Annotated in this window: 12 protein-coding genes; 4 read left to right on the top strand and 8 right to left on the bottom strand. The window is 50.4% G+C overall.

Annotated features, from left to right (window positions below; translation table 11 throughout):
• Positions 1-4 precede the first annotated feature (4 nt).
• The 6 genes from Pelsub_RS14020 to Pelsub_RS13995 all read right to left on the bottom strand — a co-directional run bounded on the left by Pelsub_RS14020 (position 5) and on the right by Pelsub_RS13995 (position 6,237).
• Positions 5-817, bottom strand: coding sequence for an ABC transporter permease (locus tag Pelsub_RS14020; RefSeq protein ID WP_116225666.1), 813 nt, complete (start codon positions 815-817; stop codon positions 5-7).
• A gap of 4 nt (positions 818-821) precedes the next feature.
• Positions 822-1,613, bottom strand: coding sequence for an ABC transporter permease (locus Pelsub_RS14015; RefSeq protein ID WP_126440556.1), 792 nt, complete (start codon positions 1,611-1,613; stop codon positions 822-824).
• A gap of 12 nt (positions 1,614-1,625) precedes the next feature.
• A complete protein-coding gene (locus Pelsub_RS14010) occupies positions 1,626-2,618 on the bottom strand; it encodes an ABC transporter substrate-binding protein (RefSeq protein ID WP_116225664.1) in 993 nt (330 codons plus the stop codon).
• Between the two features lie 102 nt (positions 2,619-2,720).
• Positions 2,721-3,926: a carboxylate--amine ligase gene (locus Pelsub_RS14005; RefSeq protein WP_116225663.1), complete on the bottom strand. Its 1,206-nt coding sequence runs from the start codon at positions 3,924-3,926 to the stop codon at positions 2,721-2,723.
• A 27-nt stretch (positions 3,927-3,953) separates the two neighbouring features.
• Complete coding sequence (locus Pelsub_RS14000) at positions 3,954-5,336, bottom strand: polysaccharide deacetylase family protein (protein WP_116225662.1); 1,383 nt, start codon at positions 5,334-5,336, stop codon at positions 3,954-3,956.
• Position 5,337: 1 nt separating this feature from the next.
• Positions 5,338-6,237: a selenium metabolism-associated LysR family transcriptional regulator gene (locus Pelsub_RS13995; protein WP_116225661.1), complete on the bottom strand. Its 900-nt coding sequence runs from the start codon at positions 6,235-6,237 to the stop codon at positions 5,338-5,340.
• Between the two features lie 318 nt (positions 6,238-6,555).
• Between Pelsub_RS13995 and Pelsub_RS13990 the strand changes: the two genes are divergently transcribed.
• Both Pelsub_RS13990 and Pelsub_RS13985 read left to right on the top strand, forming a co-directional pair.
• Positions 6,556-7,965: an MBOAT family O-acyltransferase gene (locus Pelsub_RS13990; protein WP_116225660.1), complete on the top strand. Its 1,410-nt coding sequence runs from the start codon at positions 6,556-6,558 to the stop codon at positions 7,963-7,965.
• A 7-nt stretch (positions 7,966-7,972) separates the two neighbouring features.
• Positions 7,973-9,259, top strand: coding sequence for a hypothetical protein (locus Pelsub_RS13985; protein WP_116225659.1), 1,287 nt, complete (start codon positions 7,973-7,975; stop codon positions 9,257-9,259).
• Positions 9,260-9,270: 11 nt separating this feature from the next.
• Here the strand turns inward: Pelsub_RS13985 and Pelsub_RS13980 are convergent, their stop codons facing one another.
• Together Pelsub_RS13980 and Pelsub_RS13975 are read right to left on the bottom strand one after the other, a co-directional pair.
• Complete coding sequence (locus tag Pelsub_RS13980) at positions 9,271-9,507, bottom strand: acyl carrier protein (RefSeq protein ID WP_116225658.1); 237 nt, start codon at positions 9,505-9,507, stop codon at positions 9,271-9,273.
• Positions 9,504-11,120, bottom strand: a complete 1,617-nt coding sequence (locus Pelsub_RS13975; RefSeq protein ID WP_116225657.1) for an AMP-binding protein — start codon at positions 11,118-11,120, stop codon at positions 9,504-9,506. Before Pelsub_RS13975 ends, Pelsub_RS13980 begins: the two co-directional genes overlap by 4 nt.
• Positions 11,121-11,352: 232 nt before the next feature.
• Here Pelsub_RS13975 and Pelsub_RS13970 point away from each other — a divergent pair, with 232 nt between their 5' ends.
• Both Pelsub_RS13970 and Pelsub_RS13965 read left to right on the top strand, forming a co-directional pair.
• On the top strand, positions 11,353-13,128 hold the full coding sequence (locus Pelsub_RS13970; RefSeq protein ID WP_116225656.1) for an ArnT family glycosyltransferase: 1,776 nt from the start codon (positions 11,353-11,355) through the stop codon (positions 13,126-13,128).
• Positions 13,129-13,255: 127 nt separating this feature from the next.
• On the top strand, positions 13,256-14,827 hold the full coding sequence (locus Pelsub_RS13965) for a lipopolysaccharide biosynthesis protein (RefSeq protein WP_116225655.1): 1,572 nt from the start codon (positions 13,256-13,258) through the stop codon (positions 14,825-14,827).
• The last annotated feature ends 7 nt before the right edge of the window (positions 14,828-14,834 follow it).

Raw genomic sequence — 14,834 nt, 5'->3', positions numbered from 1 at the left:
ATTTCTATTTTTTAGCCGTCATGCCCCATTTTTCCACTGTGTTGCGTTCCAGAATGGTGAGGAATGTCTTGTCCAGCAGGAAGCCGGTGATGCCGATGATCAACAAGCCCAGAAGCATGACCGAAGCGTCGTTGAAGTAGCGTGCCTGGTAAACCATCTTCCCCAAGCCCCATTCAATCATGGCTGCCAATAGCTCACCGCCTACCAGCGCGCGCCAGGCATAGCCGATGGCCAGGCGCAGACCGTTGATGATTGATAACATGGAGGCCGGCAGCAGTACTTCCAGGAACAGGTTTAATCCATGCAGCCCCATCAGATGGGCGGCATTGACGATGCTCTTGTCGATCATTTCAATACCACGCATGGTGTTGTACGTGATAGCAAAGAAACTGCTGGTGAAAATGGCTATGATAACGGTTTTATCGCCCAATCCCAGGGTAATTAGAAATATCGGAATCCAGGCTATGGTCGGCACGGACATGAGCAGGTTCAGCGATGGTTCAAACATGTCGTGCAGCAAAGGTTTTTGAGCGAGCAGTGCGCCCAAGGCTGTGCCAATCAGAACAGCCAGCAAATAACCGGTGGCGAGGCGGTAAAGGCTGCTGCCCAAATGTTTCCAGAGGATGCCATTAACGAAAGTCAGTTCCCAAAACTTGGCCAGCAGTGTGGATGGGGCGGGGAGCGAGCGCAGTTCGATGATGCCGGTCTGCACCAAAATTTCCCAAACAATGCCGATTATCAGGAATGGGAAAAGAAAATCCAGCGATGACTTTAATTTAGAGGATAGAGAGATTGATTTCTTTTTCTGCTCAGTCATTTATCTACTCTTCCTGCTTTTGAGTGATCATACCCCAGCGGGAAATGGTCTTTTTCTCGACATTCCCGATTAGTAGTTTATCCAGAATAAAGTAAATCAGGATCATGACCAATATTCCGGCATAAACTACATCCGCTTTGAGCCGTTCAGTAGCATACCAAATCATGTACCCCAATCCATAATTACTGGCGGCCACAAATTCCACCGCAATGACGGTCATCCAGCCGCGGGCCAAACCCAGCTTGATGCCATTGAATACAAAGGCGGCCGACCAGGGAATATAAACACTGGTGATAACCTGCAGCCGGCTGGCGCCCATGATTTGGGCGGCTCTTACCATCTGTCGGTCAACGCTGCGCACACCGGTCGTAGTGGAATAAACTACCGGGAAAAAGGTACTCAACGCGCCTAAGGTGATGATGGTGGGGTCGCCAAAGCCGAGCCAGATGATGAATAAGGGGGCCAGTGCAATGCCGGGGATAGACATGAGCACCAGAATGAGTGGATTGAAAAAATGGAAGGAGGGGTTGCTCAATCCCATTAACACACCCATTAGAACTCCTGCCAGAACACCTACGCTAAAGCCGATCCCCAGGCGTTTCAGTGTTGCCAACGTGTGATTGATTAATATGGAATGAGCCGGCAGACCTTCCTGGAAGAGATCTACTAGCTCATTTAAGATAGCTGAAGGGGCTGGAAATAAAACCGGATTGACCCACTCCAGTCTGGCCGATACTTCCCATGCCAGAAGGAAGATTACGATGGGAAGTATGGCCAGAAAAATTTTTCGTCTCAATAAAAATCCTGACTATCGGGATTCTTCTGCTTCTTTAAGGAAGCTCATATCTACATAGAATTCAGGAATTGTATCAATGCTGCCTTGATCTTTCAAGAATTGGGCGGTGTCATTCAACGCTGCCAAAACTTCATCATCCACATCCAGAGAAAAATCTACGCGTTCGAAGATGGTTTTGAATACTTCGGGAGCGACTTCGCTGCCTTGCGCGGAAGCGGCTTCGGCGGCGATACGCGCAGCTTCATCAGGATTGTTTTGGATCATATCGACTTTATCCAGCTGGCCTTTCAGGAAAGCGACCAGTTCATCGTGGTGTGACTCTGCATAAGCCTTGCTGGTATGGATTAAGACTGGGGTCAGGGCATAATCGCCGTAGCTCATCATGACCTGCGCGTTGCCGGTTGCTTCCGCGATGGCCGGGGTGGGTTCCCAGGCGGTAAAGGAAGCAATACTGCCGTCGGCTAACGCTGCTGCCATGTCTTCAACCTTGAGGTCAACCCAGTTGAAATCGTCCCAGGAAAGGTCGCCGACGGCTTCAAAGTATCTGCGCACTACCTGCTCCGCGCCAGTCCCAAGGCGAATACCTACGGTTTCGCCTTTCATGTCGTACCAGCTGGTGATGCCGGAATCAGTTTGAACCATGGTGGAGTAACGATCGCCGCGTTGGGAAGCTGCAATGATAACAACTTTGTCGCCCATCGCGTTGAAAAGCTCCACGCTTTTGCTATCGGAGCCTATATTAATGTCAATTGCGTTGGAAATGAGTGCCTGATTATTTTCTCCACCCGAACTAAAGAGGGTGTGCTGTACGGTCAGGCCGTATTTCGACCAGAAATCCTGGCCTTTGAGCAGGTATTCTTCCGGATATAGCTGGCCACCGTATTTTACGGTATCCATTTCAGATTTTGCGCTGCCGGAGGAACTGCCGCAAGCGGTCAAAATCAACATGCCAACCAAAATGATCGCAATTGAAAAATTCAATAGATTGGATTTATGTTTAAACATATCTTCTCCTTGGAAAAATCAAGTTAAGCCACTTTATAAATGCGGCTGTTGAGTGCAAGCAAATAAAGAAATTTTATAGGAACAAGCGTCGAAAGAAAGAATTTAGCGGTTGATCAATTCTTTGGGCAGATTGTGCGTCTCATTGGCTAAATTACCAGTGAGGGCAATGGCGGCAGTCTTGAGAAATCGCCCCAGAAGCGGCCTGAAGTCACCCCAGTCCACGTCGCGGAATTTTCGTGTGATGCGGATGGGTACCGGGGGATTATCTTTCCCGAAAGTCATCCACGATTGCAGGCGCGCCAAAGAGGTCTGAGGGTAGAGGAAATAATAACAATTCCCTGCATCATAAGATGGCTGGGTGACCTTCTCGCCCATTAAGAGGTCGCGGATCAACACCGGAAAACTAACTCCGGATTGAATGGAAAGGTCCAATGTTCCCCACAGCTTGGGATTAATCTCGATCAGTTTGTACTTTTTATCGCGCTCATCGTACTTGAATTCCACCTCTGCTGGCCCGGTCCAATCCAACGATTCCATCAATTGGATCGAGACTTCCTTAAGTTTGGCATCATGGGTGGTGTAGTTGATGGCGCCTACGCCTCCGGTGATGGGGTACATCAGATGGCGGATTTGTGTCAGCGTTACCAATGTTTTCCCATTTTCCAGCAGCAGGCAGGCATCATGCACGTAGCCGGGGATGAATTCCTGGATGATTGGATTGGCATATTCTGCGTGGTCGTTGGCGTGGATGAGGTCGCTCAGTTCGTGATATTTGGCCAGCAGTTCGGTTTGGTTGGTAGCGTAGCGCAAACCGGATTTTACGCCGGAACCGCTGCGGGCTTTGATAACCACCGGATAGCGCAGATTGTTGGCAATGGCCGGCAGGTCTGTTTCCGCGTAATCAAAAAAGGTGGCTGGGGCGTCGATGCCCACTTCACGGCAGTGCTGCGCGGTAGCCTGCTTATCATAGGCGATTTCGTGCGCGCGGCGCGAAGGGGTCAGTACGCGGGTATATTTCCGGATTTCGTCCTGGGCGCGGTTAACCGCGTGGTTGGCGTCGTTGCCGAAAGGGATGATCATATCGTACGGATGCGATTGGAGCAGTTCAACCAACCCATGTGCGTAATCATCAGAATCCTCGCGGGCCGGGGGAATGGAATAGAGCTCCCGGATATATTTGCTTTTGAATAATTGGTCGGTCTTTTTAATATCCCAGGCCAAATCGCAGGTATCTCCATGAAGAGAGAGCGATTTGATACCGGCGATGACCTGCTGGCCGGCGTAATCCGGAACGAGAATGTTAGCCATAGCGTATTATCGAGTTTCCTTTATATTCTATTGGTGCGCCATTTCCGTCAGGGTCTTTACCCAATCCGGCAGCTGCCGGCCCCATTCCTGCCATTCGCGATCCAAACAGGTGTTGTGCCACAGCATGGTGAAGGTGCCGTTTACTTTTTGGCAGGTGTGAGCCAATTTCATGATGCTCTCAATGCCCTGCGCGGCGCTCAATTTGCGGTAAACCCGCAGGCTGGTTTCCATCACGATCAGGGGCAGCTCGGTAAAATCCAACTCACGGTCCTGCTGGACGTCGAAAACGGGATAAGGATAACAGGTACCGCAGCGAAAGCCCTCATGCTCTGAGAAGCAGTAGGATTCATCGTATTCCAACCCTGCTGCTTTCATCTGGTTCCAAGTGTAGGGTGTGCGGATACGCAGGTAGTGCTGGCGCGAACCACGGCAGGTGCGGCCGATGGCCATTTCCAGGCGCTGCTTTTCTGCTTTATACAGCGCAGGTTTGTCGTATGAGCGGTAACTGGCATGCAGGCCGATTTCCATACCGTTTTCTTTGAGATATTCCAGCACAGTCCGGACACGCCGGGCTTTCAGCGAGTAGCCGTCGCGCGCGAAGGGTTCCCGCGAAGTCAACAGGTAGAACACCTCGTGTCCTCCGTTCGCCTGGGCCATTTCAACCAGGCGGCGCAGATCGCGATAATAAACGTCTTCTGTGTAGCTTTGGAACAGACTGGGAAAATCCTGTTTGAAAAAATCCAGGCGGCCCTTAGCCAAGTCGCGCACCATCACATCCAACCATTTGTGGAAGGGATGTGACAGGAACATGAAGTCCACATCGTGAGAGAAATGGAAAGTAAAGCGATGCGGCGGGGTGATGTGTTCGCCGGTCAGGGCTTCCAACCAGGTTTTCAACACCAGGGCATAAATGTCTACGATGGGCAGGTCGATCAATCCGTAGCGGCTGGCTACGCTGGCGCTGTATAGGTAGCGTCCATGCTTGTCCAAGTGCGGGCTGTCGATCTCCTCGTAGCGGGAGAGCATGAAGAATGTCGCCGCCAGGATGTCCGCGTGCAGAGTCAGTTTTTTTCCCTGTATTTCGGCGAATTTCCCGGTGGAAGCATCTCCCCAGAAAAGGATGGGGAGCGTATCAAAAGGGAAGTCGGAAGCGCCAGTGGGCAGGAATTGAAAGGGAGACAGGCTGGTCAATTTATCCGGCTTCCCGGCGGCCATTTCGTCCAGGGCGCTTTCCGGACAGGGTTGAATGTGCAGGGTAAACGCTGCTGAATCATCCGCACTGGAAGCTTGCGCGTCATAAACACAACGGACGCGTTTATTGCCAATATGAATAAATTCCGCCTGATACTCCAATCCCAAACGGTAAAAAATCTGTTTCCAGGTATAAGTAATAGCTGCGGAAGAAAACATATCAGAGGCCCTTGTTGCGGATGGCAAAAGCTAAAAATTCCTTGGTAATATTTGTTAACGGCAGCATGCGATTATAGCAGATAAAAATTTGGCGGTATAAATCCAGCCCTTCCACTTCAATTTCCTGGAGTATACCGGATTCAATTTCCTTTTTAATGCCTAAAGAAGAGATAATGGCTGCCCCATAGCCGGCCGCCACCGCGCTTTTGACCGAATCCTGCAAGCCCAGTTCCATCAGGATGTTCAAGTCGTTGAAATTCAAACCGCCGGCGGACAGGGCTTCCTGCAAATTGATGGTAGCGCCAGAACCGGGCTGCTGCATGATGAGCGGCACTTCGAATAATTCCTGGAAGGAAATGCGTTTTTTTTGCGCGACGGGGTGATCCTTGGCGGCTACCAACACCAACTTGTCTTCCAGGTAAGGTTCGAAGTACAGGTTTCCATCGCGGCGCTTGGTGCCAACGAAACCTAACTCCAACGATTGTTTGAAAACTTTATCGATGACCTCGCTGGAATCGCCCACCTGCAAATTGATAGTGCATTCGGGGTGTTCGCTCTTAAACTTCCCCAGCAGCAGAGGAATGGGATATTCCGCCGGCCCGGAACTGGCGCCGATGGTCAGGTTGCCGCTGAAGTCCCCACGATTCTGGTAGACCGCCTGGCGTGTCTTTTCGTACAAGGCCAGAATTTTTATTGCGTTGTCGTAAACAATCTTACCCTCGCTGGTAGGCATGATGTGATGGCTTTCACGATGCAGCAGTACAGTGCCGAATTCGCCTTCCAAAGCCTTGATCTGCAGGCTGATGGTGGGCTGTGTCAGTCCCAACCGTTCGGCTGCCAGCGAAAAACTCTTCAGTTCCACTACAGTGCAAAATGATAAGAGTTGGTCTATACGTGCCATGGATAGTTTTTTCCCTGAGAATTCCTATTTAATTCATTTTTACCACAAACACATGTATATTAATGAGCAATGTGAGTGTATTGAAACAAGTTTTTCAGTCACTTCCTGTAAAAATCACCAAATAGATTAGGAAAAGTCCTTCACCTTTGACTCTTTCCCCGGAAAAAGGAAAACAATTTTCGCATTGCTGTTCCTACTCAGCAATTATTCAGATTCCTACTGATGGTTGATTTAACGCTGACCAGTCATATGCGGCTTGCCGGGCATCCGCCGCTATATTAGAATAAGCCATACTTAAGAATCAGGGTCTGCCAAATTATGCTTTTTCCGTCACTGGTATTTTTATTTATTTTCTTTCCCATCGTCCTGATCCTCTACAATTTAAACCGCTCCGCTGCCTACCGCAACGTCATTCTGCTGCTGGCTTCGCTGGTTTTTTACACCTGGGGCGAGCCTGTTTACGTATTCTTGCTACTCCTGTTGATCCTCTATAACTGGGCAGCCGGGCGCTGGATTGATAAAAAGAACGCCGCGGGCGGCGATGCCGGTTTGTTGACCGGCATTTCCATCGCGGTCAACCTGCTGCCGCTGGTGCTGCTGAAGGCCGCTACTACGGCGCAATTCAACCTGCCGCTGCTCAACGCACTGCGCACGCAATTCCCTAACCTGAGATTCCCGTTGGGTATTTCCTTTTTCACGTTTTCGGCTATTTCTTACCTGGTGGACGTCAATCGCGGGGAGATTGAGGCAGAAACAAACCTGCTGCGGTTGGCAAACTACATGGCCTTCTTTCCCAAGCTGCTGCAGGGGCCGATCACGCGATTCAAGGATATGCAGACAGACCTGGCCTCTCCCCGCACGAACCTGGATGATATAGCCGATGGGCTGCGGCGCTTCATCATTGGCTTGACCAAAAAAGTACTGATTGCCGATAACCTGGCCGTGGTGGCTGATAAAGTGTTTGGGCTGCAGGGCAGCGACATGGCTGCCGGCCTGGCCTGGTATGGGCTGCTGGCTTTTGCCGTGCAAATCTACATGGACTTTTCCGGCTACACGGACATGGCCATTGGCCTGGCGCGTATGCTGGGTTTCAAGCTGCCGGAGAACTTCAACTTCCCTTATCTCAGCCGCAGCATAGCCGATTTCTGGCGTCGCTGGCATATGTCGCTGATGAACTTCTTCCGCACGTATATCTTCATGCCGCTTGAAATCGCGCGCCGAAAACTGAAGCACTTTCGCCAACAATCCAACCTGTTGATTGTCTTCCTGGTGACCGGTTTTTGGCATGGGATTACGCCCAATTTCATCCTGTGGGGGCTGTATTTTGGGCTAATCAGCGTGCTGGAATCCAGTTTCCTGGGACGCTGGCTGAAAAAGCTGCCGGTTTTTCTTCAGCGCGTGTATGCGTTGCTGCTCATCCTGATTGGCTGGGTGTTCTTCAAGATTGAGGACGTCGCCAATTGGGGACCGTTCTTCAAAGCGCTGGTAGGAGCCGGACAGCCTTCCGGGCTGAACACGGCCCGCACCCTGAATATCCTGATGTATTTCCCGCTGCTGCTGCTGGGTATCATCGCCAGCACACCGCTATTTAAAGAAATTTATGACCGCATGCGGAAAAACAAAGTAACGTCCCTTGTATTGGATGCCCTTCTGGTTGGTGTATTTCTCTTATGTACGGCAGTCACCGTTTCCGGCAGTTACCAGGCATTTCTCTATTCGGAGTTTTAGGTCGAGCATGAAAAAATATATTCAAAATTTGGTTTTCATCCTTATCATCTTTGCCCTATTGATCAGCCCGTTGATTTTCTGGCTGTCACGTAATGGGGCATGGACCGAAGATTCCATTTTAGAGGACCGCAAGCTGGTGGTTTTTCCGCAGGTTTCTGTTCAGGATTTTAAGATCGGCCTGAAGCGCGTTTATCAGGGCTTGTACGCCGAGGCGGGTGAGGTCTTTTTTAACCGGTTCATCAGCGGCTCTTTCCAACGTACGGTTAACAAGGCCGCAGCGGAGCAGATGCTGCTGCGCATCCCGCTGGTCGAGTTGGCGAAGTCTTTCGACCGCGCGGTTATCCACAGTGCATATGCAGCCCTGCCGGACGAAGCTTACCCGGCTTCATTTAATTCCGGCTTATACGTCGACCGCCGGGGTGAGAACCTGATGCAGGACCTGGCTTTGTTCAATCAGGCGGAAAAAGAGGCGATCGACACGCGCATTGCCAATTATGAACAACTACTAGCGGAATATCCTGATATTCACTTCTACGTGTACAACATCGAAACGCTGCCCTATTCGCGCTTCTACCCGTTGAATGCCTACTTCCCGCAGGCAGACAACGGCCAATCGCTCGATTACTTTTTAGCAAATAAGCCGGAAAACCTGGCCTTCGCGAACTTTGCGTTGAACAGCTACGCGGATTACCAGAAGCGCTTCTTTAGGACCGACCAGCACTGGAACATCCGCGCTTCGTTGGATGCTTATGAACAGATCTATGCCCTGCTGAAAGATCAATATCCCGACATCAGTCCCATGCTAACGGCGGAGGCGATCAAGAAAATTGATGGTCTGGAATTTCAGGGTTCCATGGCGCGCAAATCACTTTACCCAGTCGAACCGGATATCCTTGAATATGCCAACGTTTCGATGCCCGCCTATGACACGTACGTGGATGGGGAGTTAAGCAACTACAGCGGACGGGAAAACTATCTCAATGGGATCTACAGCCGGGAAAAGTTCTTCAATCATTACCGGGGTTTCTACGGCAAGCAGCAGATCCTGATCCAGTTCCACTTTAATAACGAAACCAGGCGCAACTTATTGATGGTCACGTCCTCTTACTCGCGCACCATCCAGATGTATCTGGCTTCGCACTTTCACGATACTTATGTGATCGATCTGCGCTTTGAAGAGAACAGCACCAAACGGCTGCAGCAATTTATTGATGATTATGATATTACGGACGTTTTGGTCTTTGGACAGCCGACCGTGACGTATTATTCCGCTGAAGACGCCATCAAACCCTAACTGCCAGGGTGTTATGCGTTCAGTTTGCTTTCAATGCAGGCGATCAGCTCGCCCACGTTGGCAAACGAACGGATTTCTTTTTGGGTAAATTCAATCCCGAATTTCATTTCCACCGCGATAATCAGGTTGACGTGTGAAAGCGAATCCCAACCCTCCACGTCATCGGCGGTCAATTCAGGGGTAAGCTGAATACTGTCATCATCAAACACTTCGCGGAAAACCGCGGTCAACTCTTCGGTTACGTTCATTTTTCCTCCATAGTGGACAGGTCGCCGGGGTCTTTGCCCTCATAGCGGGCTTTCAATACCCGCCGCAGAATTTTACCGCTTTTGTTCTTGGGAATGCTATCGACCAGGTGATATTCCTGGGGAGTTGCGGTGGTGGAGACCTTGTTGGAGATGTTTACACGGCATTTCAGCTCCAGCGCGCGCGACCATTCGCAATCTTTTCTGAGGCACAGGAATGCGATGATCTTCTCGTGCAGGATGGGGTCGGGCACGCCGATGACGGCCACGTCCACGATCTCCTCGATTTCCAGCAGGGCGCTCTCGACCTCGAAAGGCCCGACCAGATGCCCGGCGGTGTTGATTACGTCGTCGGCGCGGCTAACGTACCAGAAATAGCCTTCCTCGTCCCGATACGCCAGATCGCCGGAGATATAAATATCGCCGTTGAATTTTTCCTGATAGAGATCTTCCTTATTGATATAAGTACGGAACATGGAGCCCCAGCCTTTTTTCAGGCACAGGTTGCCCTGCTGGCGCACAGGAAGGGGATGCATGTCGTCGTCCAGGATCATGGCCTGAATATAGCTGAGCGGTTGGCCCATCGAGCCGGGTTTGACCGCGCGGCCGGGTTTGTTGGTGATCATGATGCTGCCGGTTTCCGACTGGAACCAGTTGTCGTACACCTCGCAGCCGAAGACTTTCTTGCCCCAATAATATACTTCCGGGTTGAGCGGTTCGCCCACGCTGTACATGCGGTTGAGGGCGGAATAATCGTACTGCTTGAACAATCCAGCTTCTTCCTGCATCAGCATGCGCAGAGCGGTGGGGGCGGTGTACCATACGTTGACTTGTTCGCGCTGCAGGATTTCCAGCCAGGATTCGGCGCTAAAATTCCCGCCGAATTGGATTTGGTTAGTCAGCAGTGCCAACGGCGAGATCACGCCGTATACCAGACCGGTGATCCAGGCCGGATCGGCGGTACACCAGAAGCACTCATCCGGTTGTATTTCGAATACTTCCTTAAATGAAGCCAGCATGGTGTCCAGGCCGCCGTGCACGTGCAGCGCGCCTTTGGGTTTACCGGTGGAGCCGGAGGTGTATTGGATGAACGCAGGTGTTTCGGGCTCGATCTCCGCAGAGAATGCAAAGCTGTCCGGTACATCTGCCAGCAATTGCGGCAAGCTGAGGATGTAGTCATCCTGGTGCGTTTCCAAATCTGTGACCAGGATAGCTTGCAGTTCGTTCAATTCGCCTTCGATCTTCTGTACCTTTTTCAGCAGGCTCTTGCGCGTGATCAGAATACGGGTCCGGCTGTCAGAAAGCCGATCGTAGAGAGCGCTCTCGCCGAAGGTGGAAAAAAGAATACAGGAGATCGCTTCATTTTTAAGAATGCCGAAGAAACTGTTGAGCAATTCTACCGATTTGGGCAGGTAGATGCTGACGCATTGGCCTTTGTTTATACCCAGGCGTTGGAGCACATTTGCCATGCGGTTGGAAGCCGTATCCAACTCCTGGAAAGTAAAGATTTGCTCAGTCAAGTCATTATGGATCCATTTAAATGCTTGCTCGTCTGCGTGTCCGGCTTCGCATGGCCGGCGCGTGCAGGTGTAGGCAATATTCTTCGTTAATCCCATTTATTCATTCCTGTAAAGTGTTTGAACTGATGTACGAGGCTTAAGCCTTGGTTATGTGAATCATTATAGAGTTCCCAAAAATAAAATGCAAGAAATTTTATCCGGGGTTGTTGCCGGCCAATCTTTGTATAGGGAATGTACCAGGACGGGGCACCAATTGCAGATACGGCTTGATGCTTTGTTTGGTAAAATCTCAATCAAGCTATTAGCCGGAGGAAAGGTCGTTTCACTTATGCAAAATTTCCCGGGGAAAGTGCTGAAATTCCTGAATACGAAAAGAGGAGCGGCGATCGCGCTGGTATGCATCTACGTCCTGGGGGTGCTATTCACGGTCTTTGTGGTGGACGCCAACGTTCATGGCCCCATGCACTTCAACGATGAAGTGCGCTACTGGGATATTGCGCGCGCTTTTTATGAAGGAAGTTTCTCCTTCGCGGCGGATGCCGATTACCCGCCGTTCTACTCCATTTCCCTGCTGCCGGCTTTTTACCTCTTTTCTCCTTTTGCGCGCTACGCGGCGGCTCGTTGGCTGAATGCCCTCTATTTGACCAGCGCTATCTTCCCGGCGTTTCTGCTCCTGAGGAAATTCCTGGACAGGCGGACCAGCCTGTTGGCGGTTTTCGTGCTCCTGTGCGGGCCGATCCAGGTGGTGATCGCGCGTACGTTGATCAGCGAGAACGTCTTCTATCCCATCTTCATGTGGCTGGTGCTGTTGGCATTTACTCATTTATTCCCGGTCAACCACAAGGCCCATATCTTGGAGAATGTCCTGTTTGGCGTACTGCTGGCTTTGCTGTATGCAACACGCTTCATTGGCCTGGTGCTTATCCCGGCTTTTCTTTTGGTCTGGTGGTTGAAGCCTTTCGCGGAGGAAAAACTTCCGCTGCTCTTTTCATGGAAGAAATTCGCTCACCTGTTGATGGTTTTAGCACCCATGCTGCTTATCCTGGCTGTTTGGCAAATCGCGGGGGTACGCGAGGGAGTATCACTGAAGACCATGCTGGGTTTTTCGGTGGCCGACCATCCCGACCCGGCCCAGTTAGGCAAGCGCCGGCTCTTGATGTGGGCTATCTTCTACTTTTCCTATACTATCCTGATCGCGGCGCCGTATCTGGGCTTGATGCTGGCTTCGTTTACGAGATTTAAACTAAAGGATTGGCAATCGGACGAGAACCGCTGGTGGATTTCCCTGGCTTTGATTGTCTTCTTTTTCCTGCTGGCTTGTGTGCGCCATTCCTGGCGGGCAGCTTATAACTACCCCGACCCGGTGAAAATCCAGGGCCGCTATATCATGTATTTTGGCCCATTGTTTCTCATTACAGCTTTCAGCTTTTTTGGGAAAACGTTCAAAACCAGGAAATCGCTTTTATTCGCCCTGGTACTGATAGTCTTGTCAGCCGGCATAACCATTTTTGCCTACGCAGTCTTGAGAGAAGGGTTTATTTACCTGGACTATCCGCTGGCGTCTTCGGTCAATTCCCCTTACGGCAGCCTGGTGCTGTCCATGAAGATTGGATATCCCATCCTGGCTTTGGTTATTACGCTGGCTTGTGTGTTAATGCTCGGAAAGAAAAGGACGCTACAGATCGGTTTGTTTGCGCTGCTCCTGTTGGGCTTTAACATCTACGGCAGCGTGCTGGTCCACCAGCGACAATTGACGCCGCGCCAACTGCTCAATACACAAATCTACAACCTGATGGAAACTTTTGATAACTGTGCGGTGGAAGACCCCGCTACGGCCAAAGTTACCCTGGAGATTCCTGCGGACACAACCGCGCGTATTATCCGGTCCTGGCATCAAGCTTTGAATTTCAATGGGTACACCAACAATGAGCTCATTCCCAGTGAGGAGATCGCAGCGGATGAGAGCATGCTTTTCCGTGCGTATTATGGAGATTGCATAATTGATGTTATGCACCTCGACGAGAAAGATTTTGACGCGCTTGAGGGTATTAAATTCTCCCAATCCGGTTATTTTTACCAAATTCAATTAAAGAAGATAGACTAACACTATCATCTCCGGGTGCAATTCTGATTATTGAACGCGGGAAATGGAAGCGAATTTCTCGCGCTGGATTAGATGATAGAATTCTTTCACTAAATCCATGTGATTTTCAGGTAAAACAAAAACCTCTATGAATCCTAATTCACCTAATTCCGAAGACCTCGACAAAGTTGAAAAACAGAACCTGGAAAAGAAAGATACCAAGTTCTTCTCAGATACGCTGAAACTGGTGACCGGCAGCGGTTTTGTGCAAGTCTTCCGCATGCTCATCTCTCCGGTCTTGAGCCGGCTGTTCCTGCCGGAATATTTTGGCATTCTGCAAAATTACCTTTCCATTGCCAAACCGCTGGGTTTGATATCCTCACTGCGTTATGACCGCGCGGTAGTGCTTCCCAAAGAAGATAAATTCGCGGCCAATATGCTGGTGCTTTCCCTGTCGCTGAATGTACTTACTTCCAGCAGCCTGTTTATCCTGGTGGATTTATACCGCGTGCAGGTATCCAACCTGTTGAATTCGCCTGAACTGGCAGACTTTCTGTGGTTCATTCCGCTTTCAGTGGCCGCCCTGGGTATTTTCGAAGCATTGAAACAGTGGAACTCACGCGAACGGAAATATATGCGCGTGTCCATTGCCCAGGTGGGCAGCGAAGTGTTGGGCGATGGGTTGACGGCCGGATTCGGTTTTGCCGGATTCACCAGCGGTACGTTAATGATCATCATGCAGGTGATTGGGCAGGTTTTTGCTACCCTGGCATTTGGCTATATGGTCTTTCGCGAAGACCTGAAGTTCATTCGCGACAGCTTTGACTGGAAGATTATCAAACAGGGTATCGTTGAGTACAAAAAGCTCCCACTATTCAATTTATGGAGCAACCTGATTAATAATGCTGCTTTGTACATCCCCAGCATTCTATTGTCGGCGTATTTCTCCACCACGGTTGCCGGGTATTACGCCATGGGGAATAACGCCATCCGACTGCCGGTATCAATCTTCGGCAACTCGATTGGGCAGGTCTTTTACCAGCGCAGCGCCAAAGCTTATCACGAGGGTGGCAATAAACCCATCATGGAAGGTACGTTGAAGTACCTCAGTTTAATCAGCTTCTTTCCCATGATGTTGATTGCAATTATTGGCAGGGAGCTGTTTGTGGTTGTATTTGGCAACAGTTGGGCGGATGCCGGTTCGTATTCGCAAATTCTCAGCTTATGGGTCTTTTTAGTATTTATGACCACCCCCTTGAGTTACATTCCTAACGTCTATGGAAAATACGAAAAATTCTTGCTTTACCAGATCATCAATCTGATCACGCGCGTAGGCTCCCTGGTTTACGGCGGTATGCGCGGGGATGTTTGGCTGGCTCTGTGGCTGTTCACGCTCAGCGGCATCGTGGTGTACGCGGCCATGCTGTTTTGGATTACAGGCCTGACGGGTGTGAAAGCCAAACAAACCTTTAATTATCTGCTCCGCGGATTTACAACCAGCTTACCCTTCTTGCTGATCATTCTGGCTTTCAAATTATGGAATCCGGTGCCGCATGTGACCATCGGATCGACCGGCCTGCCGTTGGACTATGTGGTGCTGTTGCTGGTCTCGGTTGTTTGCGCCCTGGCTTATTTCTACATCTATCTGCTTAAGAACGACTCTATCAAGCGGGAAGTCTACCGCATTATCGGTATTGTCAGATCAGGTAGATCAAAATAACTTTTTG

Source organism: Pelolinea submarina, assembly GCF_003966975.1.
GTDB lineage: Bacteria > Chloroflexota > Anaerolineae > Anaerolineales > Anaerolineaceae > Pelolinea > Pelolinea submarina.
This window is presented reverse-complemented; position numbering and strand designations above follow the sequence as displayed.

What these genes read in the sequence shown, in the direction of transcription:
- Pelsub_RS14020 (WP_116225666.1), bottom strand. Translation starts at nt 817, where the DNA reads ATGACTGAGCAGAAAAAGAAATCAATCTCTCTATCCTCTAAATTAAAG.
- Pelsub_RS14010 (WP_116225664.1), bottom strand. Translation starts at nt 2,618, where the DNA reads ATGTTTAAACATAAATCCAATCTATTGAATTTTTCAATTGCGATCATT.
- Pelsub_RS14005 (WP_116225663.1), bottom strand. Translation starts at nt 3,926, where the DNA reads ATGGCTAACATTCTCGTTCCGGATTACGCCGGCCAGCAGGTCATCGCC.
- Pelsub_RS14000 (WP_116225662.1), bottom strand. Translation starts at nt 5,336, where the DNA reads ATGTTTTCTTCCGCAGCTATTACTTATACCTGGAAACAGATTTTTTAC.
- Pelsub_RS13995 (WP_116225661.1), bottom strand. Translation starts at nt 6,237, where the DNA reads ATGGCACGTATAGACCAACTCTTATCATTTTGCACTGTAGTGGAACTG.
- Pelsub_RS13990 (WP_116225660.1), top strand. Translation starts at nt 6,556, where the DNA reads ATGCTTTTTCCGTCACTGGTATTTTTATTTATTTTCTTTCCCATCGTC.
- Pelsub_RS13985 (WP_116225659.1), top strand. Translation starts at nt 7,973, where the DNA reads ATGAAAAAATATATTCAAAATTTGGTTTTCATCCTTATCATCTTTGCC.
- Pelsub_RS13980 (WP_116225658.1), bottom strand. Translation starts at nt 9,507, where the DNA reads ATGAACGTAACCGAAGAGTTGACCGCGGTTTTCCGCGAAGTGTTTGAT.
- Pelsub_RS13975 (WP_116225657.1), bottom strand. Translation starts at nt 11,120, where the DNA reads ATGGGATTAACGAAGAATATTGCCTACACCTGCACGCGCCGGCCATGC.
- Pelsub_RS13970 (WP_116225656.1), top strand. Translation starts at nt 11,353, where the DNA reads ATGCAAAATTTCCCGGGGAAAGTGCTGAAATTCCTGAATACGAAAAGA.
- Pelsub_RS13965 (WP_116225655.1), top strand. Translation starts at nt 13,256, where the DNA reads ATGAATCCTAATTCACCTAATTCCGAAGACCTCGACAAAGTTGAAAAA.